This window comes from Thermococcus sp. JCM 11816 (assembly GCF_055396515.1).
Genome location: NZ_AP043741.1, coordinates 1,803,613 through 1,824,051 on the forward strand (window position 1 = coordinate 1,803,613; position 20,439 = coordinate 1,824,051).

Genomic DNA, 20,439 nt, shown 5'->3' on the forward strand with positions numbered 1-20,439 from the left:
TTTTAAACAGGTACTCAAACGTTCAGTCGGTGGTCTGATGGAACGGAGAAGACTCGCCGGCATCGTCCTGCTCGTGCTCTCTGCCTTCACCGGCACTCTCGCCTTTCGTCTCGCCACACCCGCCATAGCCTTCTACACGAGGGACACGCTCAGCGCGAGCATGCTGGCGGTTTCAATAGTTTCCATGTCCTTTGTTCTGGCGAGGGCTTTTTCCTCGGTGTTCGGTGGTCTCCTCCTTGAGAAGAGGAAGTCCCTCCTCCACATCGGCGGAATAGCCATGATGGGGAACGCCCTGGCTGTGCACCTCTATCCCCTCACCTCTAACTGGATTCAGGTCGCTGGAATAAAGCTCCTCAACGGCTTTCTCAACGGCCTCAGCTGGCCCATGGCCCAGTTCGTCGTTGCCGTGGCAACTCCACGGGAGATAAGGGCCCGGGTTACGGCCGTTTACTTCTTCTTCGGCAGCATCGCTTCCCTCATTGGCAACTATGCTTATGCTTACACGATAGATTTGGGACTTTCTGGCCAGATGTGGGTATCTTCTGTCTTCTTTGTGCTGACCGGGCTGATAATGATAATCGCTTACATCCTCCTGAACGACTGGGTAGCACCGAAAAGGGAGAAAAAGAGCTCCCAAAGGCCTTCCCTTGATCCCGGGAAGGTTCTCGTGATAGCCTCCCTGATGGCAGTTATAGTGGCGTTTACCTCCGGAGAGATAACGTACGTCTACGTCTCCGAGGCCCTTGGGTTGGAAAAGGCAACTACCGCGACCCTGCTGGGGTGGGTTGGCTTCTTCGCTTCCCTTCTCAGCTACTTCTCCTCCTGGTTCGCAGACAAGGTCAGCGAGGTTGGGATGGTAAAGCTGACGGCCGTACTTGCCGGGATTTCGCCGATCCTCGCGGCCGTTAAAACATCGTTCACCGTTTTCTTCGGAATATTCCTCGCGCTCTTCGCCTTCCAGAGCTTTAGGCCCATATCCAGGAAGGTGCTTGCCAGCTACCACCGCTCTTCCCTAGCCATAGGCGGGGTTAACGGTGTCCAGAACCTATCGACTTTCATCGGAGGGGTTCTCTTTGGCCTTGCGTATTCAATAGGAGAAATCCCCATTGGGGTTACCTTGAACGGGGCGCTCCTGGCGTTTACGCCGGTCTCGCTGGCCCTTCTAATTCAGGCCGTTAAGCTTAAAGGTGGGAGGGAGTAAGGACTCTGTTGAGATCTCGCCATCCAAAACTTTTATAAAAGCGATGGCCAGCTAAGTTTAGGCTTTAACTTACGCTCATTTGGAGGTGAGAGTATGGGACTTAGGCCAGCAAAGATTGATAGGGACGTTGACAAGCCCGCTTACACGAGGAGGGAATACATCCGCGGTGCCCCCGGTCCGAAGATAACGATCTTCGACATGGGCAACCTCTCAGCCGAGTTCGAGTACGAGGTGAGCCTTCACGCCGAGCAGGCCATGCAGATCAGGCAGAACGCCCTCGAGGCCATCCGTATCCAGGTCAACAGGTACCTCCAGAAGAACGTTGGTAGGAGCAACTACCACTTCAAGATAAGGGTTTACCCGTTCCAGGTTCTCCGTGAGAACCCGATGGCTACTGGAAGGAAGGCCGACCGTTACGGAAACGGTATGCGCAGGCCCTTCGGAAAGCCGATTGGATTAGCTGCTCGCGTCAGGAAGGACCAGAAGATACTCACCGTCTGGGTGAACGGCCAGCACCTCAAGTTCGCCCTCGGTGCCATGCACAGGGCCAAGATGAAGCTTCCGTACAGCGCTTACTACAGGATCTACGACAAGGAAGGCAACGACGTTACCACCAAGGTTCTCTCCACGATGAAGCTCTGAACCGACTTTTCCCTACTTTTCTATGCTTTATCCCTAAAGCGAGTTCTGTACTGCCCTTCAGTCCTCACGTTTTGTCTTGTGTTGCTGGGTGATGCAGATTCATAATAATGATTATTAATGATGCTGCCATACTTACTGGTGGTGAGAGAATGGTAAGCTCGTACTTTAGGAACCTGCTCCTCAAGCTGGGCCTTCCAGAGGAAAGGCTGGAAGTCCTTGAAGGAAAGGGGGCCTTAGCCGAGGACGAGTTCGAGGGAATCAGGTACGTCCGCTTCAGGGATTCAGCGAGGAACTTTAGGAGGGGAACTGTGGTATTCGAAACTGGGGAAGCTGTTCTCGGGTTTCCGCACATAAAGCGCGTTGTCCAGCTCGAGAACGGAATAAGGCGCGTTTTCAAGAACAAACCTTTCTACGTGGAGGAGAAGGTTGATGGGTACAATGTCCGCGTCGTCAAGGTAAAGGATAAGATTCTTGCGATAACGAGGGGCGGCTTCGTCTGCCCCTTCACGACCGAGAGGATTGAGGACTTCGTGAACTTCGACTTCTTCAAGGACTATCCAAACCTCATCCTGGTCGGTGAGATGGCCGGGCCTGAAAGCCCCTACCTCGTCGAGGGGCCGCCATACGTCAAAGAGGACATTCAGTTTTTCCTATTCGACATCCAGGAGAAGGGAACCGGGAGGAGTCTTCCGGCGGAGGAAAGGTACAGGCTGGCCGAGGAGTACGGAATCCCGCAGGTGGAGCGCTTCGGCCTCTACGACTCTTCCAAGGTTGGGGAGCTGAAAGAGCTCATCGAGCGGCTCAGCGAGGAAAAAAGAGAGGGCATAGTTATGAAAAGCCCCGACATGAAGAGAATCGCGAAGTACGTCACTCCCTACGCCAACATCAACGACATAAAGATAGGCTCACACATCTTCTTCGACTTACCCCACGGCTACTTCATGCAGAGGATAAAGAGGCTCGCCTTCTATCTCGCTGAAAATCACGTCAAGGGAGAGGAGTTCGAAAACTATGCAAAGGCCCTCGGCACTGCCCTCCTGAGGCCCTTCGTCGAGAGCATTCATGAAGTTGCCAACGGCGGCGAGGTTGACGAGACCTTCACCGTTCGCGTCAAGAACATAACGACCGCTCACAAGATGGTGACCCACTTTGAGAGGCTGGGGGTTAAGATACATATCGAGGACATCGAAGACCTCGGCAACGGCTACTGGAGGATAACCTTCAAGCGCGTTTACCCAGACGCGACGAGGGAAATCAGGGAGCTGTGGAACGGGCTGGCGTTCGTGGACTGAAGGATTTCCATTCATTTCCAAGCTGGGAAAGGTTTAAATATTCGAATCACGGTTATTATAATTATGATCCGTAAATTCGTGAACAGAAAACGGGAGCTTGAGGTGCTGGAGGAGCTCTACAACAGAGGGGCAAACCTGATTGTAGTGTACGGGCGGAGGAGAGTTGGGAAAACAACACTCCTTAGAAAGTTCCTTGAGGGCAAGAGGGGGATTTACTTCCTGTGCTCTCAGAGGGGGTATGAAAAGGACCTCGAACGGTTCTCGGAGGAAGTGAGCGAGTTCATTGGTATGCCAGTGAGGTTCGGGAGCTTTGAGGACGCTTTTAGGTTCCTTACAAAGCAGGGAAAGCTCGTAGTGGTAATCGATGAGTTTCCCTATCTCATAGAGGCCTACAGACCCATAGTTTCAGTGTTCCAGGAGATAGTAGACCTCATAATCAAGGACTCCCAGGTCACCCTCATCCTCTCGGGCTCAAGTGTGGGGATGATGGAGCGGGAGGTTCTGGGCTACAAGGCTCCCCTCTACGGCAGGGCCAGGGGTATAATGAAGCTGAAGCCCTTCAGGTTCTTTGACATGGTGGAATGGTACGGGAGCGATTTTGAGAGGCTCGTCCGCCTCTACGGCGTCACCTGGGGAGTTCCGAGGTACATGGAGCTCTTAAAGGACGGGAGCGACGAGGAGATAATCGCGAACTTCTTTGAGCCAACGGCTTTCCTCTTCAACGAGGCGAGGCTTCTGCTAATGGAGGAGCTTAGAAACCCGACGACCTACGCCCAGATCATCGAGGCCATAGCCCTGGGGAAGACGAGGCTCACCGAGATCTCCCAGTACGCGATGATGGAGGCGAAGGACCTTCCGGCCTACCTTCGGGTTCTCCAGGATCTTGGAATAGTCAAGCGCGAGGTTCCGGTCACCAAAAGGGTCTCGAAGAGGGGGATCTACACAATCGAGGATGAGTACTTCCGCTTCTACTACCGCTTCGTCAGCCCGCACTATGAGGACATTGAGGGCCTCAATCCTGAGCCCGCCATAGAGGACTTCAGGAAGAACTTCAACACCTACCTGGGGACTACCTTCGAAAAGGTTGCGAGGGAGTTCCTGATAATGCTCTCGGCCAAGGGGCACCTTCCCAGCTTGTACCACCGCTTCGGCCGCTGGTGGCACAAGGGCGAGGAGATTGACCTCGTTGCCCTCAACGAGCGTGAAAAGAAGGCGCTGTTCGTTGAGGTTAAGTGGAAGGAGCTCAAAGAGAGGGAAGCGAGGGGGGTTTTGAAGGACTTGGAGAGGAAGGCCGAGCTTACGGGCCTCGATGGATGGGAGAAGAGCTATGGGCTTGTGGCTAAAAGCGTCGAGGGAAAGGAAGAGCTCAGGGATGATGGCTGGTTAGTATGGGATTTAGGAGACTTCGAAAGGCTTATTTCCTCAAAGACCCAAGTTTAAGGGGTGGTTCCCTTGTCGCTCTTGCCGTTCGTCGGATGCTTTCAGGAATTTTTTAATTTTTCTTTTGACGCCCCTTTGGGCGTTGGTTTTGGAGTTAAAACCAACACAACTAAGGTATTTCAAGTGTTTTCATGTTCAAACTGGCTTTCCAAAGAAGAAAATCGCGTGAAATCTAGCTTTTTAAGGATGAGCTACGAACCTTGATCAAACTCAACGGGACTATCGTCCCGTGCGTTGAAGCGAAGCTTCAACGTCGCGCAGGAAGCTTTTGGGAAAAGCTTCACCAAAGTTTGAATGTCTCCGAGGATTGGCTTGATACGGTTAGATTCTCTTGATAGATGGGCGGAGAAGTGCGGGTTTTCTTATTTTTTAACGCCCTTTGGGCGTTATATTGTGAGTAAACCCTTGAGAATTGCCAATTAATGATTGAGAATCACTGAACGCAGGGCGCTCAAAAGGACATTCACTCTTTGATGAAACTTTGCCCTGCAAAGTTTCCTTTGCAAAAAAATTTCACACTCCTCAACCCAAAAGAGGGTGGAAAGGTTCGAAAGCCTTTTAAATAGTCTCCATAGACCCCAGTTCAGCATTGGAGCTACCACATCAAAGGATGACGGAAAAATGGCCTGGCACGTCTTCATTCCCGATTCGCTCCTCGAAGAGACCGACGACCCAAAGATCAGAACGTACAAGGTCGGACAGGTAGCCAGGGCCTGCTCAATATTCGGCGTTGAGCACATCTGGATTTACAGGGCCGGCGGCAGGGACGGAAAGTTCATCAAGACCGTCCTCGAGTACGCGGAGACCCCCCAGTACCTCAGGAAGAGGCTGTTCCCGCTGATGCCCGAGCTCAAGTACGTGGGAGTGATACCGCCGCTGAGGACGCCGCACCACAAACTCAAGGGAAGGCCAAGGGTCGGCGAAATCCGAGAGGGTTTCGCCTTCAGAAGGGGGAAAAGAACTTACGCGGACATCGGCCTCGACGAGCTGGCGGTCGTTGAAGGGAACGTCGAAGGGCGCGCAACGTTCAAAATCGTCTCGACGAGACCTCTGAGGGTCGTCCCGACAAAACCGGAGGACTACTGGGGCTACAGGGTTCACCTCACGAGGAAGTCGCTGGCGAAAACACTTAAAAAGGCCGGGCTTGATCTGGTCATCGCGACCTCGAGGAAGGGTCGCGACATAAGAGAGGTTGAGATCCCCCCGCTCGAGGGGGAGGTCGGTTTCGTGTTCGGCTCACCGAGGAAAGGCGTGATGGAGCTCCTCGGCGAGGAGAAGTTTGAGTTCCATCTAATCCTCAACACCATTCCAAATCAGCGGACTGAAACGGTCCGCACCGAGGAGGCATTGCTTGCAACCCTCGCGATATTTAATCTCATAAGGAGGGATTGAGATGGGAAAAATACACAGGCCAAGGAGAGGTTCACTGGCATATTCCCCGAGGAAGAGGGCAAAGAGCATAGTGCCCAGGATTAGGAGCTGGCCAAAGGACAGTGAAGTCAGGATGCTCGGTTTCGCTGGCTACAAGGCTGGCATGACCCACATCCTCATGATCGACGACAGCCCAGGGCTCACCAAGGGCAAGGAGATATTCGTGCCGGTCACCATAGTCGAGGTTCCGCCGCTCTTCGTCTACGGTATAAGGGCCTACAAGCAGGGATACCTCGGCCTTGAAACGGCCACCGAGGTCTGGTTCCACGACCTCCACAAGAACGTGGCCAGGAGGATAAAGACCCTGCCGAAGAACTACAACGAGGAGGCCTTCCAGGCGAAGCTCGGCCAGCTTGAGGACCTCGTCAACGATGGCGAGATAGCCGACGTCAGGCTTCTCGTCCACACCCAGCCCTGGCTCATCGGCCTCAAGAAGAAGCCGGAGGTTATGGAGTACGCCATCGGTGGCGACGACGTCAAGGCCAAGTTTGAGTACGCCAAGGAGAAGATTGGCAAGGAGCTTCGCGCCGGGGAGGTTCTCCACGAGGGCGAGCTCCTCGACGTCATAGCCGTCACCAAGGGTAAGGGAACCCAGGGCCCGGTCAAGAGGTGGGGCGTCAAGGTGCAGTTCCACAAGGCCCAGAGGGCTGGCAAGGGCAGGCACATCGGTAACCTCGGTCCGTGGCACCCGGCAAGGGTCATGTGGACCGTTCCGCAGGCCGGTCAGATGGGCTTCCACCACAGGACCGAGTTCAACAAGAGGCTCATCGCCATAGGTGAGAACGGCAAGCTGGTTCTCGACGGAAACGAGATCGAGATCACCCCGAAGGGCGGCTTCCCGCACTACGGCATTGTTAGGAGCGACTTCCTCATGATCGAGGGTACGATTCCAGGCTCATTCAAGAGGATAATAAGGGTCAGGCCGGCTATAAGGCCGCCTAAGAAGAGGCCGCCGGTTGAGAGGCCGCAGATAACCTACGTCAGTAGGGAGTCCAAGCAGTGAGGTGAGATAGATGAAGGTCAAGGTTTTCAATCTCGAAGGCGAGCCCGTTGAAGAGATCGAGCTTCCCAAGGTGTTCAGCACCCCCTTCAGGCCGGACCTCATAAGGAGGGCTGTCATCGCTTCCTGGACTCACAGGATTCAGCCGCAGGGAAGGGACCCGCAGGCGGGTAAGAGGCGCGTCACCGAGAACATTGGAAAAGGCCACGGAATGGCAAGGGTTGAGAGGATAAAGACCTCACCGAGGTTCGCCGCCTTCGTCCCGTTCGCCGTTGGCGGAAGGAGGACCCATCCGCCCAAGGTCGAGAAGATAATCTGGGAGGACATCAACAAGAAGGAGAGAAGGCTCGCCATAATGAGCGCCATAGCTGCAACGGCCAACTACGACCTCGTCAGGGCTAGGGGTCACGTGGTTGACAACGTCGTTCAGATCCCGCTCGTCGTTACCGACGACCTGCAGAAGGTCTTCAAGACCGCCCAGACCAGGGAGATATTCAAGAAGCTCGGCGTCTGGGACGACATCGAGAGGGCCAAGAAGAACACCAAGATCAGGGCAGGAAAGGGCAAGATGCGCGGAAGGAGGTACAAGAAGGCCAAGGGTCCGCTCATCGTCGTTGCCAAGAACGAGGGCATCGTCCAGGGAGCGAGGAACCACCCGGGCGTTGACGTTGTAACTGTTGACAACCTCGGCGTTGAGTACCTCGCACCGGGTACCCACCCGGGAAGGCTTACGATCTGGACCAAGGGTGCCATAGAGAGGCTTAGGGAGATTTACGGGTGATGAGAGATGGATCCGTACAAGGTCATCATAAGGCCGCTCGTTACCGAAAAGGCCGTCTCCCTCATCGAGAGGGAGAACAAGCTCACCTTCATAGTTGACAGGAGGGCCACCAAGCAGGACATCAAGAGGGCCGTGGAAGAGATGTTCAACGTCAAGGTCGAGAAGGTCAACACGCTCGTGACCATGAAGGGCGAGAAGAAGGCCTACGTGAAGCTCAAGCCTGAGTACGATGCAAGTGAGATAGCTGCCAGATTGGGATTGTTCTGAAGGGGTGAGTGAGATGGGAAAGAGTCTGATCCAGCAGAGGAGAGGTAAGGGAACCACCACATTTAGGGCCCCTTCACACAGGTACAGGGGCGCCGTTAGGTACGTCCCGCTCAACCTCGTCCAGGAGAGGACACTCAGGGGCGTCGTTGAGGAGATACTCCACGACCCGGGCAGGACCGCCCCGGTCGCGAGGGTTAAGTTCGAGGACGGCACCAAGAAGCTCATCATAGCCCCCGAGGGAGTCCTCGTCGGGCAGGAGATTTACATCGGCCCCGAGGCCCCGATAGCAATCGGCAACACCCTTCCGCTCGCCAAGATCCCGGAGGGTACTTACGTTTACGACATCGAGGGAGTTCCGGGCGACGGTGGAAAGTACGTCAGGGCCGGAGGAACCTACGCGCTCGTCGTCAGCAGGGAGAAGGACAAGGTCATAGTTCAGCTCCCGAGCGGTGAGCTCAAGGCCTTCAACCCGATGTGCAGGGCCACCATCGGTGTCGTTGCCGGCGGTGGAAGGCTTGAGAAGCCGATCGTCAAGGCAGGAAAGGCCTACTACATAGCCAAGGCCAGGAACAGGTTCTGGCCGAAGCCGAGGGGTGTCAAGATGAACGCCGTCAACCACCCGCACGGTGGTAAGGAGCACCACATTGGAAGGCCATCAACCGTTTCAAGGCGCGCTCCGCCCGGAAGGAAGGTTGGTCACATAGCCGCGAGAAGAACTGGTAGGAGGAAGTGATGAAGATGGCGAGAAAGAAGGAGTTTAGGTATAGGGGCTACACCCTTGATGAGCTTCTCAACATGTCACTGGAGGAATTCGCAAAGCTCCTCCCGAGCAGGCAGAGGAGGAGCCTCAAGAGGGGCCTTTCACCTGAGCAGAAGAAGCTCCTCAGGAAGATAAGGCTCGCTAAGAAGGGCAAGTACAGCAAGCCGATAAGGACCCACAGCAGGGACATGATAGTCCTCCCCGAGATGGTGGGCATGACCATCCACGTCTACAACGGAAAGGAGTTCGTTCCCGTTGAGATCAAGGAGGAGATGATCGGCCACTACCTCGGCGAGTTCGCCATGACGAGGAAGGTCGTCCAGCACGGCTCACCTGGTGTCGGTGCTACAAGGTCCTCGATGTTCGTGGCGGTCAAGTGAGGTGGTTTAGATGAGCAGGGGCAGGTTTTCCTACTCATTCCAAAATTTTGACCCCGAGAGGATGGCGAGGGCCAGCGGAAGGGACCTCAGGATTTCACCCAAGCACAGCGTCGAGCTCCTCAGGGAGATAAGGGGCATGATGCTCAACGACGCTCTCCGCTACCTCGACGACGTCATAGCCAAGAAGAGGCCGGTTCCGATGAAGCGCTTCAACGACAGCCAGGGCCACAAGCCGGGCAAGGGCTTTGGCCCAGGAAGGTACCCGGTCAAGGTCGCCAAGGCAGTCAAGAAGATACTCCTCAACGCCAAGAACAACGCCGAGCAGAAGGGCCTTGATGTTGACAGGCTTAAGATAATCCACGCCGCAGCCCACAGGGGCCCAGTCCTCAGGGGATACATCCCGAGGGCCTTCGGTAGGGCCACACCGTTCAACGAGCAGACCACCCACATAGAGATAGTCGTCGAGGAGATTAGGAGGTGAGACCTTTGGCGATCGAGAGGTACTTCATCAAGGAAGGCGTTAAGGAGATGCTCATCGACGAGTTCCTCGAGAAGGAGCTTAGGAGGGCCGGCTACGGCGGCCTCGACATAAAGAAGACTCCCCTCGGAACCAAGGTCACCATCTTCGCCGCCAACCCCGGTTACGTTATCGGAAGGGGTGGCAGGAGGATAAGGGAGCTCACGAGGATCCTTGAGAAGCAGTTCGGCCTTGAGAACCCGCAGATCGAGGTCGAGGAGATCAAGAACCCCTACCTCAACGCCAAGGTTCAGGCCGTCAGGCTCGCCCAGGCCCTTGAGAGGGGCATCCACTTCAGGAGGGCTGCCTACTCTGCCATCAGGGCCATCATGAGGAACGGTGCTCGTGGCGTTGAGATAAGGCTCAGCGGAAAGCTCACCGGTGAGAGGGCCAAGAGCGTCAGGTTCTACCAGGGCTACCTCGCTAAGGTCGGAAACCCGGCCGAGACCCTCGTCAGCAGGGGTTACGCCCAGGCTCAGCTCAAGCTCGGTGTCATCGGTGTTAAGGTCTCCATCATGCCGCCCGACGCTAAGCTTCCGGATGAGATCGAGATTAAGGAGATCGTTGAGGAAGAGGTGAGCGCCAATGAAGCCCAGTGAGATTAGGGAGATGAGCATCGAGGAGATCGACAAGAAGATAAGGGAGCTCCGCCTCGAACTGGCCAAGGAGCGTGGCGTGCTCACCATGGGGGCCTCCATGGAGAACCCCATGGTCATCCGCAACCTCAGGCGCGATATCGCGCGCCTGCTTACCATAAAGAGGGAGAAGCTTAGGGAGAAAAGGTGAGGTTAGGTGCCGAGGATTGTGAACCCTCTGGATGAGATGCTCTTTAAGGAGGTCCTGAAGGAGCAGCAGAGGATAAGGGTCTACGTGGAGAGGGCCCGCTACGGCAAGCTCAAGACCATAATCGAGGGCATAGATGAGAAGGAGTTCGACCTTGAGGACATCGCAAAAAAGCTTAAGGCGAAGCTGGCATGCGGCGGAACGGCAAAGAACGGAAGGATAGAACTGCAGGGAGACCACAGAGACAGGGTCAAGAAGTTGCTGGCAGAGCTTGGATTTTCAGAGGAGCTCATAGAGGTCGAGTGACCCGGAAAAACATAATCTGGCACGAGCTGATAGGCCTTAAAGCAAAGGTTATAAGGGCATCTCATCCAGAGCTGGTCGGCATCGAGGGCTACGTCCTTGATGAGACGAGGAACACTCTCGTCCTGGTGGGAGATAGGGTCTGGATAGTCCCGAAGGACGTGGTCGAGATCGAGTTTGACCTTGGCAATGAAAAAATCCGTGTCAACGGAAAGGATCTGGTGGGAAGACCCGAGATGAGACTCAAAAAGAGGTGGCGGAAATGAGAGAGATTGGATTGAGGGTTCAGCCTCCCGCTGAGGTTTGTAACGATCCCAAGTGCCCCTGGCACGGGAACCTCAAGATACACGGTAGATACGTTGAGGGTATAGTCGTTAGCGACAAGGGCAAGAAGACGGTCGTCGTCGAGAGGCAGTACTACCACTACCTCAAGAAATACGAGAGATACGAGCTCAGGAAGAGCAAGGTTCACGCCCACAACCCAGAGTGCATCAACGCTAAAGTTGGCGACAAAGTGCTCATAGCCGAGACCAGGCCGATAAGCAAGACCAAGAGCTGGGTCGTCGTGGCCGTCCTCCAGAGGGCCGAGAGGGCTGAGGAGGTGTGATGCATGGCCAAGAAGGGTGCTGGTGCAACCAGGGGTATTAGCCCCGTCAGGCCGACGCGCGCCCTCCCGATAGGTGCTTACCTCAAGGTTGCCGACAACAGCGGTGCCAAGGTCATTCAGATCATAGGCGTCGTTGGATACAAGGGAACCAGGAGGAGGCTCGCGGCCGCTGGCGTTGGTGACATGGTCGTCGCCACCGTTAAGAAGGGAAGGCCCGACATGAGGCACCAGGTCGTCAGGGCCGTCGTTGTCAGGCAGAGGAAGGAGTACAGGAGGCTCGACGGCATGCGCGTTAAGTTCGAGGACAACGCGGCTGCGATAGTCACTCCCGAAGGTGTCCCGAGGGGAACCGAAATCAGGGGTGCAATAGCGAGGGAAGCCGCCGAGAGGTGGGTCAGGCTCGGTAGTATAGCGAGCATAGTGCTGTGAGGTGAGATGAGATGAAGCTTGATATGAAGCAGCCGAGGAAGCAGAGGAAGTTCCTCTACAACGCTCCCCTTCACCTGAGGGGCAAGATAATGAGCGCCCCCCTCAGCAAGGAGCTTAGGGAGAAGTACGGAGTGAGAAACCTGCCCATTAGGGTTGGCGACAAGGTCAAGGTTATGCGCGGTGACTTCAAGGGCGTCGAGGGTAAGGTCGTGGAGGTTGACCTCAAGAGGTACAGGATTCACGTTGAGGGCGTTACCCACAAGAAGACCGACGGTACCGAGGTCTTCTACCCGCTCCACCCCTCGAACGTCATGATTGTTGAGCTCAACCTCGAAGACGAAAAGAGAGAGAAGATAATTGAGAGGAGGGCTGCTTGATGGCGAGGAAGGGTCCGAAGAGGCACCTTAAGAGGCTTGCCGCTCCGACTTCCTGGTACATTCACAGGAAGGCTTACAAGTGGGCCGTCAGGCCCAGTCCGGGTCCGCACAGCATGAAGACTTCCATACCGCTGATCTACATAGTCAGGGACTACCTCGGCTACGCCAAGACCGCCAGGGAAGCCAGGAAGATCCTCAACGAGGGCAAGATCCTCGTTGACGGCAGGGTCAGGAAGGACTACAAGTTCCCCGTTGGAATCATGGACGTCGTCTCAATCCCAGAGACGGGTGAGCACTACAGGGTTCTCCCGAACAGGATAGGCAAGCTTATACTCCACCCGATAAGCGAGGAAGAGGCCAAGCTCAAGCCCTTCAGGATCGACAACAAGAGGATGGTCAAGGGCGCTAAGGTTCAGCTAAACCTCCACGACGGAAGCAACCACCTCGTCAGCCTTGCCGAGAAGGACGCCTACAAGACCTCCTACACTGTCATAATGCAGGTTCCGGAGAGGCAGATAGTCAAGGTGCTCCCGTTCGAGGTCGGTGCCTACGTCTTCGTTACCCAGGGTAAGAACGTTGCCAGAAAGGGTAAGATCGTCGAGGTCAGGCAGTTCCCGATGGGCTGGCCCGACGTCGTTACAATCGAGGACGAGAACGGCGAGCTCTTCGACACCCTGAAGGAGTACGCCTTCGTCATTGGTAAGGACAAGCCTGAGATTTCCCTTCCGTGAGAGGTGAGATGAGATGCAGATCAACAGAGAGGCAATCCTGGCTGACTGGGAAGCTCACCCGATGAGGAAGCCGAGGATAGCCAAGGTCACGATAAACATAGGTGTTGGCGAGAGCGGTGAGAGGCTCACCAAGGCCGAGACCATGCTTGAGCAGCTCGTCGGCCAGAAGCCGATAAGGAGGAGGGCCAAGCAGACCAACAGGGACTTCGGAATCAGGAGGGGCGAGCCGATAGCGGTCAAGGTCACCCTCCGTGGAGAGAAGGCCTACCAGATGCTCGACAGGCTCCTTGAGGCCGTTGACAGAAAGCTCAAAGCGAGCAACTTCGACGAGCACGGAAACTTCTGCTTTGGAATCCAGGAGCACATCAACATACCGGGCGTCGAGTACGACCCCGAGATCGGTATCTTCGGTATGGATGTCTGCGTCACCCTCGAGAGGCCAGGGTTTAGGGTCGCCAAGAGGAAGAGGCAGAGGAGGAAGATACCGACCAAGCACAAGCTGACTAAGGAAGAGGGTATAGTCTTCGCTATGGAAGAGCTCAAGGCTAAGGTGGAGGGATTGTGAGATGGCGAAGGCCGATTACAACAAGAGGAAGCCGAGGAAGTTTGGTAAGGGAGCGAGAAGGTGCATGCGCTGCGGCCAGTACGGGCCGATAATCAGGATACACGGCCTTATGCTCTGCAGGCACTGCTTCCGCGAGGTCGCCCCGAAGCTCGGCTTCAAGAAGTATGAGTGAGGTGAGAGAAGATGACTCTGCTTGACCCTCTGGCAAACGCGCTTTCACACATAACGAACAGCGAGAGAGTTGGGAAGAAGGAGGTCTACATCAAGCCCGCCTCGAAGCTCATCGGTGAGGTTCTCAGGGTTATGCTCGAGAACGGCTACATCGGCGAGTTCGAGCTCATCGACGACGGAAGGGCTGGTATATACAGGGTTCAGCTCATAGGTAAGATCAACAAGGCCGGCGCAATAAAGCCGCGCTTCCCGGTCAAGGCCAGGGACTACGAGAAGTGGGAGAAGAGGTTCCTTCCAGCCTTCGAGTTCGGTATCCTCATCGTCTCAACGTCCCAGGGTGTTATGACCCACAAGGAAGCGCTCGAAAAGGGAATCGGCGGCAGGCTGATAGCCTACGTCTACTGAGGTGAGAAAAATGCCGGTGGACGCTTGGATTCGTGAGGAGATTGAGATACCAGAGGGAGTCGAGGTCACCGTCGAGGGTAACACCGTCAAGGTCAAGGGGCCGAAGGGAGAGCTTCAGAGGGAGCTCAAGTACCCCGGCGTTCAAATCTTCACCGAGGACGGTAAGGTCGTCATCTACAAGGAGTTTCCAAGGAAGAAGGACGTCGCCATCGTGAGAACATTCAAGGCCCACATCAACAACATGATCAAGGGCGTTACCGAGGGCTTCAAGTACAGGCTTAAAGTGGTTTACAGCCACTTCCCGATGACCGTTAAGGTTCAGGGCGATGAGGTTGTCATCGAGAACTTCCTCGGTGAGAAGAACCCGAGGAGGGCCAAGATCCTTCCGGGTGTTACCGTCAAGGTCAAGGGAAGCGAGATCGAGGTTGAGGGCATTGACAAAGAAGCCGTCGGTCAGACAGCTGCGAACATCGAGCAGGCCACGAGGATAACCAAGTGGGACAGGCGTGTCTTCCAGGACGGTATCTACATAGTTGAGAAGGCTGGCAAGCCGATAAAGTTCTGATGGTGAGGTGTGAGAGATGAACGAAAAGGCGAGACTCCTGAGGATAAGGGCCAAGCTCAAGAGGAAGAAGCCAAGGTTCCTCCGCCAGGAGTGGTGGAGGTACCCGAAGTTCAAGAACGACCCGAAGTGGAGAAGGCCTAAGGGAATCGACAGCAAGATGAGGCTCAAGAAGAAGGGCAAGCCGCGCTCACCGAGCATCGGATGGAGCTCACCCAAAGCAGTTCGCGGGCTCCACCCGAGCGGCTACGAGGAAGTCCTCGTCCACAACGTCAAGGATCTTGAGGCCATAGACCCGACCAGGCAGGCCGCCAGGATAGCGGGAACAGTCGGCGCCAGGAAGAGAGAGATGATACTCACCAGAGCCAAGGAGCTCGGAGTGAAGGTTCTCAACCCGTGAGGTGATGATCATGCTCAAGACCCAGAGGAGAATTGCAGCCGAGCTGTTGAAGTGTGGCGAGAACAGGATATGGATCGACCCCGAGAGGATTGAGGACGTTGCTGCCGCCATAACGAGGGAGGACATAAAGAGGCTCATCCACGACGGCGTCATCAAGAAGAAGCCTATCAAGGGCCAGAGCAGGGCCAGGGCTAGGGCCTTCCAGGAGGCCAGGAAGAAGGGCCGCCACCGTGGTCCAGGAAGCAAGAAGGGCAAGAAGACCGCCAGGATGGGCAAGAAGGAAGTCTGGATGATGACCATAAGGGCCCTCAGGAAGGAGCTCCGGAAGCTTAAGGCCGAGGGCAAGCTCGATGCCCACACCTATAGGAGGCTCTACATCCGTGCCAAGGGCGGCCAGTTCAAGAACAAGAGGCAGCTCTACATGTTCATGCAGGAGCACGGTATTTTGAAGGAGTGAGGTGAGAGAGATGGCACACGGACCGAGGTATAGGGTTCCGTTCAGAAGGAGGAGAGAGGGTAAGACTAACTATCACAAGAGGCTCAAGCTCCTCAAGAGCAAGAAGCCGAGGCTCGTCGTGAGGAAGACCCTCAACCACCACATTGCTCAGATCGTTGTCTACGACCCGAAGGGAGACAAAACGCTCGTTTCAGCTCACACCAGGGAGCTCATGAGGGACTTCGGCTGGAAGGGACACGGAGGAAACACTCCTAGCGCTTACCTGCTCGGTCTCCTCATCGGCTACAAGGCCAAGCAGGCGGGTATAGAGGAGGCCATCCTCGACATAGGTCTCCACCCGCCGACCAGGGGTTCGAGCATCTTCGCGGTCCTCAAGGGTGCCGTTGATGCTGGTTTAAACGTCCCGCACAGCGAGGAGATCTATCCAGAGGACTACAGGATAAACGGCGAGCACATAGCCAACTACGCCAAGGCCCTCAAGGAGGAGGACGAGGCCCTCTACAGGAAGCAGTTCTCTGGATATCTCGTCAAGGGCCTTGAGCCCGAGAAGCTCCCCGAGCACTTTGAAGAGGTTAAGGCCAAGATAATCGAGAAGTTTGAGGGGGCGAGAGAATGAGCGACCCGAGAGAGATAGCCCAGAGGGTTCTTGAGGAGTGGGAACCAAAGACCAAGCTCGGCAGGCTCGTTAAGGAAGGCCAGATCACTGACATTCACGAGATATTTAGGAAGGGCTACCAGATAAAGGAGCCCGAGATCGTTGACGTCCTCCTTCCGGAGGTCAACCTCAGGGAGAACCAGGAAGTACTCGACATAGCCCTCACGGTGAGAATGACCGACAGCGGCAGGAGGATCAGGTTCAGGGTTCTCGCTGCCGTTGGCAACAGGGACGGCTACGTCGGCCTTGGAATCGGCCACGGAAGGGAAGTCGGTATAGCCATCAGGAAGGCCATCAACTACGCCAAGATGAACATCATCGAGATCAAGCGCGGCTGTGGAAGCTGGGAGTGCAGGTGCAGGAGGCCGCACTCAATTCCGTTCGCCGTCGAGGGGAAGGAAGGCAGCGTCCGCGTCAAGCTCATGCCCGGACCGCGTGGCCTCGGCCTCGTTATCGGTGACGTGGGCAAGAAGATACTCACGCTGGCCGGCGTTCAGGACGTCTGGTCACAGACCCTCGGTGAGACTAGAACCACCGTCAACTTCGCGAAGGCAGTGTTCAACGCCCTCTACAACACCAACCGCGTTGCCATCAAGCCCGAGGACATCGAGCGCTACGGTATCGTCGTGGGTAGGGCGATGCCCACGACCTTCGAGGTTGAGTGAGGTGAGAGAAGATGGCAAAGCTTGCGCTCATCAGGCTTAGGAGCGGGATTAGGGCGAGGGGTGAAGTGAGAGACACCCTCGCCATGCTCCGCCTCCACAGGATCAACCACCTTGTCATAGTTGACGACACCCCGAGCTACCGCGGAATGATTCAGAAGGTCAAGGACTACATAACCTGGGGCGAGATCGACAAGGAGACCCTAGCCAAGCTCCTCAGGAAGAGGGGCAGACTCATAGGAAACAAGCCGATAACCGACGAGTACGTCAAGGAGAAGCTCGGCATGACGATCGAGGAGTTCGCCGAGAAGGTCGTCAACGGCGAGATGAAGCTCAGGGATCTGCCGAACATCAAGCCGGTCTTCAGGCTCCACCCGCCGAGGGGCGGCCTTAAGGGCAGCAAGAAGCGCTCCTTCAAGGAGGGCGGAGCACTCGGTTACCGCGGCGAGAAGATAAACGAGCTCATTGAGAGAATGCTCTGAGGTGGCGAGAGATGATTAGGAGGAGGAAGAAGGTTAGGAAGCTCCGCGGAAGTCACACTCACGGATGGGGCTGCAAGAAGAAGCACCGCGGCGGTGGAAGCAAGGGTGGCCGCGGTATGGCGGGCACCGGTAAGAGGAAGGACCAGAAGTGGACTTGGACCATCAAGTACGCCCCGGACAGGCTCGGTAAGAGGGGCTTCCACAGGCCGAAAGCAGTTCAGTACATCCCGAAGGTCATAAACCTCAACGACATAGACGAGAACTTTGAACTGTTCAAGGATGCGGGCATAATATACGAGGAGGACGGAAAGCTCGTCTTCGACGCGACTGCCCTCGGCGTTGACAAGATACTCGGCACAGGTAAGCTCACAAGGGCCCTCGCCGTGAAGGCCTACTACGTTACCCCCAAGGCAGAGGAGAAGATCAAGGCTGCTGGCGGCGAGGTTCTCCTCGCCTGACTGTCTTCTTTAACTTTTAACAATCCCACAGGTGTTGAAGATGGGAGTCCGGGAAGTAGTCTACGCCATCGAACGCTGGTTCCCAGAAGTTGAAAGGCCCAAGAGGCACGTTCCCCTAAAGGAAAAATTCATGTGGACAGGGATTGCCCTGCTGCTCTACTTCGTTCTGGCCGAGATACCCCTCTATGGAATACCCCAGCAGGTTCAGGATTATTTTGCAACACTCCGTTTCGTGCTCGCAGGTAGGAGCGGCTCGCTCCTGACCCTCGGTATCGGTCCAATCGTTACCGCCAGTATAATCATGCAGCTTCTCGTTGGTTCTGAGATAGTTAGGCTCGACCTCTCAAATCCCGAGGACAGGCGCTTTTACCAGGCCACCCAAAGGGTATTCGCCGTGTTCATGAGCTTTTTCGAGGCGTTCATCTATGTATTCGCCGGTGCCTTCGGTAAGGTGAACACCGGAATAGGTGCGTTCCAGACCGTTTCAATCCCCAACGGGCCGATCTACATTGGAATAGGCCTTGCACTCCTCATCGTTCTCCAGCTCGGTCTAGCCTCGACACTGCTCATACTCCTGGACGAGCTGGTGAGCAAGTGGGGCATCGGAAGCGGTATCAGCCTCTTCATTGCTGCGGGTGTCTCCCAGACGGTTATCTACAAATCCCTGGCTCCCGTTCAGAGCAACCAGTACATAGACCCGCTCACCGGAGAACCTGCCCTGGTCGGTGCGATTCCTGCTTTCATTCAGCACATCCTCAAAGGGGACATAAGCGGCGCAATATACCGTGGTGGAACCCTTCCAGACATCGTAAAGCTGATTGGAACGATAGTGGTCTTCCTCGTGGTCGTCTATCTGGAGAGCATGCGCGTCGAGATACCCCTCAGCTACGGCCGTGTTACTGTCCGCGGCAGGTATCCGATAAGGTTCATGTACGTCAGCAACATTCCGATCATCCTTACTATGGCACTCTACGCCAACATACAGCTCTGGGCTAGGCTCCTCGCCAACTACGGCCACCCAATCCTTGGCCAGTTCGACAGCGCAGGCAATCCAGTCGGTGGTTTCGTCATATACCTCTACCCGCCCAGGGACATCTTCCACGTGATCAACGACCCAGTGAGGGCGCTGGTGTACGCGTTAATGACAATATTCTGGTCGCTGATCTTTGGATTCCTGTGGGTTGAGCTCACGGGCCTTGACGCTAGGAGCATTGCAAGGCAGCTCCAGAACGCTGGTCTCCAGATACCCGGTTTCAGGAGGGATCCAAGAATCCTCGAGAGGGTCCTTCAGAGGTACATTCCATACGTGACATTCTGGGGCTCCTTCACCATAGCCCTCGTGGCAGTGCTGGCGGACTTCCTCGGTGCTCTCGGTACTGGAACAGGAATTCTCCTGACGGTAGGTATACTCTACAGGTTCTACGAGGAGATAGCCAGGGAACAGGCCACCGAGATGTTCCCTGCACTCAGGAAGTTCTTCGCCAAGTGACCCTTTCCTTTTTGCAAAACCTTTTAAGCTCGTTTTTCTGTATCCTTTTGGAGTAAATCTTTGAGTCCTCTGGGTGAGAGCCATGCCGTTTGTTGTCGTGATCACGGGTATTCCAGGTGTGGGCAAGAGCACCATAACGAAGCTGGCCCTCAAAAAGACCCGAGCCAAGTTTAGACTCGTCAATTTTGGGGATCTGATGTTCGAAGAGGCCGTCAATATGGGGCTTGTGAAGCACAGGGACGAGATGAGAAAGCTTGACCCCCTGACCCAGAAGGAACTTCAGCTTAAAGTCGCCCAGAGGATTGTTGAGATTGCCAGGAAAGAACCCGTTCTGCTCGATACCCACGCGACTATCCGGACCCCCGCTGGATACCTTCTCGGATTTCCAAGGGAGGTTATAGAAATCCTCAATCCGAACTTTATAGTCATTATTGAGGCTGCCCCGAGTGAAATCCTCGGAAGGCGCCTGCGTGACCTCAAGAGGGATAGGGACGTTGAGACCGAGGAGCAGATAGCGAGGCATCAGGATCTCAACAGGGCCGCGGCCATAGCGTACGCAATGCACTCTAACGCGCTTATCAAAATCATTGAAAACCACGAGGATAAAGGTCTTGAAGAGGCCGTAAACGAGCTCGTTAAAGTACTCGATCTGGCGGTGAGTGAGTATGCTTGAGGGAATATACGCGTTCCTTGACAACCTGTTTGGACCGTTCATAACTGGCTACCATCCCATGTGGGTCATTACGGTAGCTGGGGCAATAATCGGCGGGACTTACACTTTGATCTACTACTTCTTCACGGATATTGAGAAGCAGAGGCACATGCAGAAGCTTGCCAAAGAGCTCCAGAAGGAGATGCGTGAAGCTCAGAAGAGTGGCGACGAAAAGAAGCTTAAAAAAGTTCAAAAGAAGCAGATGGAGCTTATGAAGATGCAGAGTGAACTTATGCAGCAGCAGATGATCCCAATGTTCCTGACGCTTCCCGTATTTTGGATATTCTTCGCGTGGCTCAGGCGCTGGTACGTCGAGGTTGGAATAGTCAAAGCCCCCTTCAACTTCTTCCTCTTTGACTGGTTCCACAGCTGGCAGCACTCGGCGCTGCCGCCCGACCAGCTCGGATACGTCGGCTGGTACTTCCTGACCAGCTACGCGGTCGGTATGATACTGAGGAAGTTCCTTAATATGGGATAAAT

32 protein-coding genes are annotated in these 20,439 nt (G+C 55.3%); all 32 read left to right on the forward strand.

Annotation, left to right across the window (positions count from 1 at the left end):
* Positions 1-37 precede the first annotated feature (37 nt).
* The 32 genes from ACZ5TN_RS09970 (at position 38) to ACZ5TN_RS10125 (ending at position 20,437) form a co-directional block, all read left to right on the forward strand.
* Positions 38-1,201, forward strand: coding sequence for an MFS transporter (locus tag ACZ5TN_RS09970; protein WP_464916640.1), 1,164 nt, complete (start codon positions 38-40; stop codon positions 1,199-1,201).
* 93 nt (positions 1,202-1,294) lie between these two features.
* On the forward strand, positions 1,295-1,843 hold the full coding sequence (locus tag ACZ5TN_RS09975) for a 50S ribosomal protein L16 (protein WP_011250497.1): 549 nt from the start codon (positions 1,295-1,297) through the stop codon (positions 1,841-1,843).
* 149 nt (positions 1,844-1,992) lie between these two features.
* On the forward strand, positions 1,993-3,135 hold the full coding sequence (locus ACZ5TN_RS09980; protein WP_464916641.1) for an RNA ligase: 1,143 nt from the start codon (positions 1,993-1,995) through the stop codon (positions 3,133-3,135).
* Between the two features lie 63 nt (positions 3,136-3,198).
* Positions 3,199-4,575, forward strand: coding sequence for an ATP-binding protein (locus tag ACZ5TN_RS09985; RefSeq protein ID WP_464916642.1), 1,377 nt, complete (start codon positions 3,199-3,201; stop codon positions 4,573-4,575).
* 621 nt (positions 4,576-5,196) lie between these two features.
* A complete protein-coding gene (locus ACZ5TN_RS09990; RefSeq protein WP_011250494.1) occupies positions 5,197-5,967 on the forward strand; it encodes a putative RNA uridine N3 methyltransferase in 771 nt (256 codons plus the stop codon).
* A gap of 1 nt (position 5,968) precedes the next feature.
* A complete protein-coding gene (locus ACZ5TN_RS09995; RefSeq protein ID WP_464916643.1) occupies positions 5,969-7,009 on the forward strand; it encodes a 50S ribosomal protein L3 in 1,041 nt (346 codons plus the stop codon).
* A 10-nt stretch (positions 7,010-7,019) separates the two neighbouring features.
* Positions 7,020-7,787, forward strand: a complete 768-nt coding sequence (gene rpl4p, locus ACZ5TN_RS10000) for a 50S ribosomal protein L4 (protein WP_011250492.1) — start codon at positions 7,020-7,022, stop codon at positions 7,785-7,787.
* 6 nt (positions 7,788-7,793) lie between these two features.
* Positions 7,794-8,054, forward strand: coding sequence for a 50S ribosomal protein L23 (locus tag ACZ5TN_RS10005; RefSeq protein WP_054839833.1), 261 nt, complete (start codon positions 7,794-7,796; stop codon positions 8,052-8,054).
* A gap of 13 nt (positions 8,055-8,067) precedes the next feature.
* Entirely contained in the window at positions 8,068-8,787 is a 720-nt protein-coding gene (locus tag ACZ5TN_RS10010; RefSeq protein WP_011250490.1) for a 50S ribosomal protein L2, read from the forward strand.
* A gap of 5 nt (positions 8,788-8,792) precedes the next feature.
* Positions 8,793-9,194 carry a 30S ribosomal protein S19 gene (locus tag ACZ5TN_RS10015; protein ID WP_464917621.1) on the forward strand — a complete coding sequence of 134 codons (402 nt, stop codon included), beginning with the start codon at positions 8,793-8,795 and terminating at the stop codon, positions 9,192-9,194.
* A gap of 10 nt (positions 9,195-9,204) precedes the next feature.
* Positions 9,205-9,675, forward strand: coding sequence for a 50S ribosomal protein L22 (gene rplV / locus ACZ5TN_RS10020; protein WP_011250488.1), 471 nt, complete (start codon positions 9,205-9,207; stop codon positions 9,673-9,675).
* 5 nt (positions 9,676-9,680) lie between these two features.
* Positions 9,681-10,310: a 30S ribosomal protein S3 gene (locus ACZ5TN_RS10025; protein ID WP_011250487.1), complete on the forward strand. Its 630-nt coding sequence runs from the start codon at positions 9,681-9,683 to the stop codon at positions 10,308-10,310.
* Positions 10,297-10,497 carry a 50S ribosomal protein L29 gene (rpmC, locus tag ACZ5TN_RS10030; RefSeq protein WP_011250486.1) on the forward strand — a complete coding sequence of 67 codons (201 nt, stop codon included), beginning with the start codon at positions 10,297-10,299 and terminating at the stop codon, positions 10,495-10,497. The genes ACZ5TN_RS10025 and rpmC overlap by 14 nt, the downstream gene beginning before the upstream one ends.
* A 36-nt stretch (positions 10,498-10,533) precedes the next feature.
* Entirely contained in the window at positions 10,534-10,800 is a 267-nt protein-coding gene (gene yciH / locus ACZ5TN_RS10035; protein ID WP_232500643.1) for a stress response translation initiation inhibitor YciH, read from the forward strand.
* A complete protein-coding gene (locus ACZ5TN_RS10040) occupies positions 10,686-11,063 on the forward strand; it encodes a ribonuclease P protein component 1 (RefSeq protein ID WP_367884345.1) in 378 nt (125 codons plus the stop codon). Before yciH ends, ACZ5TN_RS10040 begins: the two co-directional genes overlap by 115 nt.
* Positions 11,060-11,404, forward strand: a complete 345-nt coding sequence (locus tag ACZ5TN_RS10045) for a 30S ribosomal protein S17 (RefSeq protein WP_011250483.1) — start codon at positions 11,060-11,062, stop codon at positions 11,402-11,404. Before ACZ5TN_RS10040 ends, ACZ5TN_RS10045 begins: the two co-directional genes overlap by 4 nt.
* 3 nt (positions 11,405-11,407) lie before the next feature.
* A complete protein-coding gene (locus ACZ5TN_RS10050; protein ID WP_011250482.1) occupies positions 11,408-11,833 on the forward strand; it encodes a 50S ribosomal protein L14 in 426 nt (141 codons plus the stop codon).
* A gap of 11 nt (positions 11,834-11,844) precedes the next feature.
* Positions 11,845-12,210 (forward strand): 50S ribosomal protein L24, encoded by a 366-nt coding sequence (gene rplX, locus ACZ5TN_RS10055; protein ID WP_464916644.1) that lies wholly within the window; start codon positions 11,845-11,847, stop codon positions 12,208-12,210.
* On the forward strand, positions 12,210-12,941 hold the full coding sequence (locus ACZ5TN_RS10060) for a 30S ribosomal protein S4e (RefSeq protein WP_464916645.1): 732 nt from the start codon (positions 12,210-12,212) through the stop codon (positions 12,939-12,941). Before rplX ends, ACZ5TN_RS10060 begins: the two co-directional genes overlap by 1 nt.
* A gap of 13 nt (positions 12,942-12,954) precedes the next feature.
* Entirely contained in the window at positions 12,955-13,506 is a 552-nt protein-coding gene (locus ACZ5TN_RS10065) for a 50S ribosomal protein L5 (protein WP_011250479.1), read from the forward strand.
* Position 13,507: 1 nt separating this feature from the next.
* Positions 13,508-13,678: a 30S ribosomal protein S14 gene (locus ACZ5TN_RS10070; RefSeq protein WP_011250478.1), complete on the forward strand. Its 171-nt coding sequence runs from the start codon at positions 13,508-13,510 to the stop codon at positions 13,676-13,678.
* Between the two features lie 11 nt (positions 13,679-13,689).
* The gene (locus ACZ5TN_RS10075) at positions 13,690-14,082 is read left to right on the forward strand and encodes a 30S ribosomal protein S8 (protein ID WP_011250477.1); all 393 of its coding nucleotides are present in this window, start codon (positions 13,690-13,692) and stop codon (positions 14,080-14,082) included.
* A 10-nt stretch (positions 14,083-14,092) separates the two neighbouring features.
* Positions 14,093-14,647 (forward strand): 50S ribosomal protein L6, encoded by a 555-nt coding sequence (locus ACZ5TN_RS10080; RefSeq protein ID WP_011250476.1) that lies wholly within the window; start codon positions 14,093-14,095, stop codon positions 14,645-14,647.
* A 16-nt stretch (positions 14,648-14,663) separates the two neighbouring features.
* Positions 14,664-15,044 carry a 50S ribosomal protein L32e gene (locus tag ACZ5TN_RS10085; RefSeq protein WP_054839844.1) on the forward strand — a complete coding sequence of 127 codons (381 nt, stop codon included), beginning with the start codon at positions 14,664-14,666 and terminating at the stop codon, positions 15,042-15,044.
* A gap of 4 nt (positions 15,045-15,048) precedes the next feature.
* Positions 15,049-15,501: a 50S ribosomal protein L19e gene (locus tag ACZ5TN_RS10090; RefSeq protein WP_011250474.1), complete on the forward strand. Its 453-nt coding sequence runs from the start codon at positions 15,049-15,051 to the stop codon at positions 15,499-15,501.
* A 10-nt stretch (positions 15,502-15,511) separates the two neighbouring features.
* Positions 15,512-16,117, forward strand: coding sequence for a 50S ribosomal protein L18 (locus tag ACZ5TN_RS10095; protein WP_464916646.1), 606 nt, complete (start codon positions 15,512-15,514; stop codon positions 16,115-16,117).
* Entirely contained in the window at positions 16,114-16,821 is a 708-nt protein-coding gene (gene rpsE / locus ACZ5TN_RS10100) for a 30S ribosomal protein S5 (protein ID WP_011250472.1), read from the forward strand. The genes ACZ5TN_RS10095 and rpsE overlap by 4 nt, the downstream gene beginning before the upstream one ends.
* Positions 16,822-16,832: 11 nt before the next feature.
* The gene (locus ACZ5TN_RS10105; protein ID WP_011250471.1) at positions 16,833-17,300 is read left to right on the forward strand and encodes a 50S ribosomal protein L30; all 468 of its coding nucleotides are present in this window, start codon (positions 16,833-16,835) and stop codon (positions 17,298-17,300) included.
* Between the two features lie 11 nt (positions 17,301-17,311).
* Positions 17,312-17,758 (forward strand): uL15 family ribosomal protein, encoded by a 447-nt coding sequence (locus tag ACZ5TN_RS10110; protein WP_464916647.1) that lies wholly within the window; start codon positions 17,312-17,314, stop codon positions 17,756-17,758.
* Between the two features lie 40 nt (positions 17,759-17,798).
* On the forward strand, positions 17,799-19,247 hold the full coding sequence (gene secY / locus ACZ5TN_RS10115) for a preprotein translocase subunit SecY (RefSeq protein WP_464916648.1): 1,449 nt from the start codon (positions 17,799-17,801) through the stop codon (positions 19,245-19,247).
* A gap of 82 nt (positions 19,248-19,329) precedes the next feature.
* Complete coding sequence (locus tag ACZ5TN_RS10120; RefSeq protein WP_011250468.1) at positions 19,330-19,920, forward strand: adenylate kinase; 591 nt, start codon at positions 19,330-19,332, stop codon at positions 19,918-19,920.
* The gene (locus ACZ5TN_RS10125) at positions 19,913-20,437 is read left to right on the forward strand and encodes an EMC3/TMCO1 family protein (RefSeq protein WP_011250467.1); all 525 of its coding nucleotides are present in this window, start codon (positions 19,913-19,915) and stop codon (positions 20,435-20,437) included. Before ACZ5TN_RS10120 ends, ACZ5TN_RS10125 begins: the two co-directional genes overlap by 8 nt.
* Positions 20,438-20,439 lie beyond the last annotated feature (2 nt).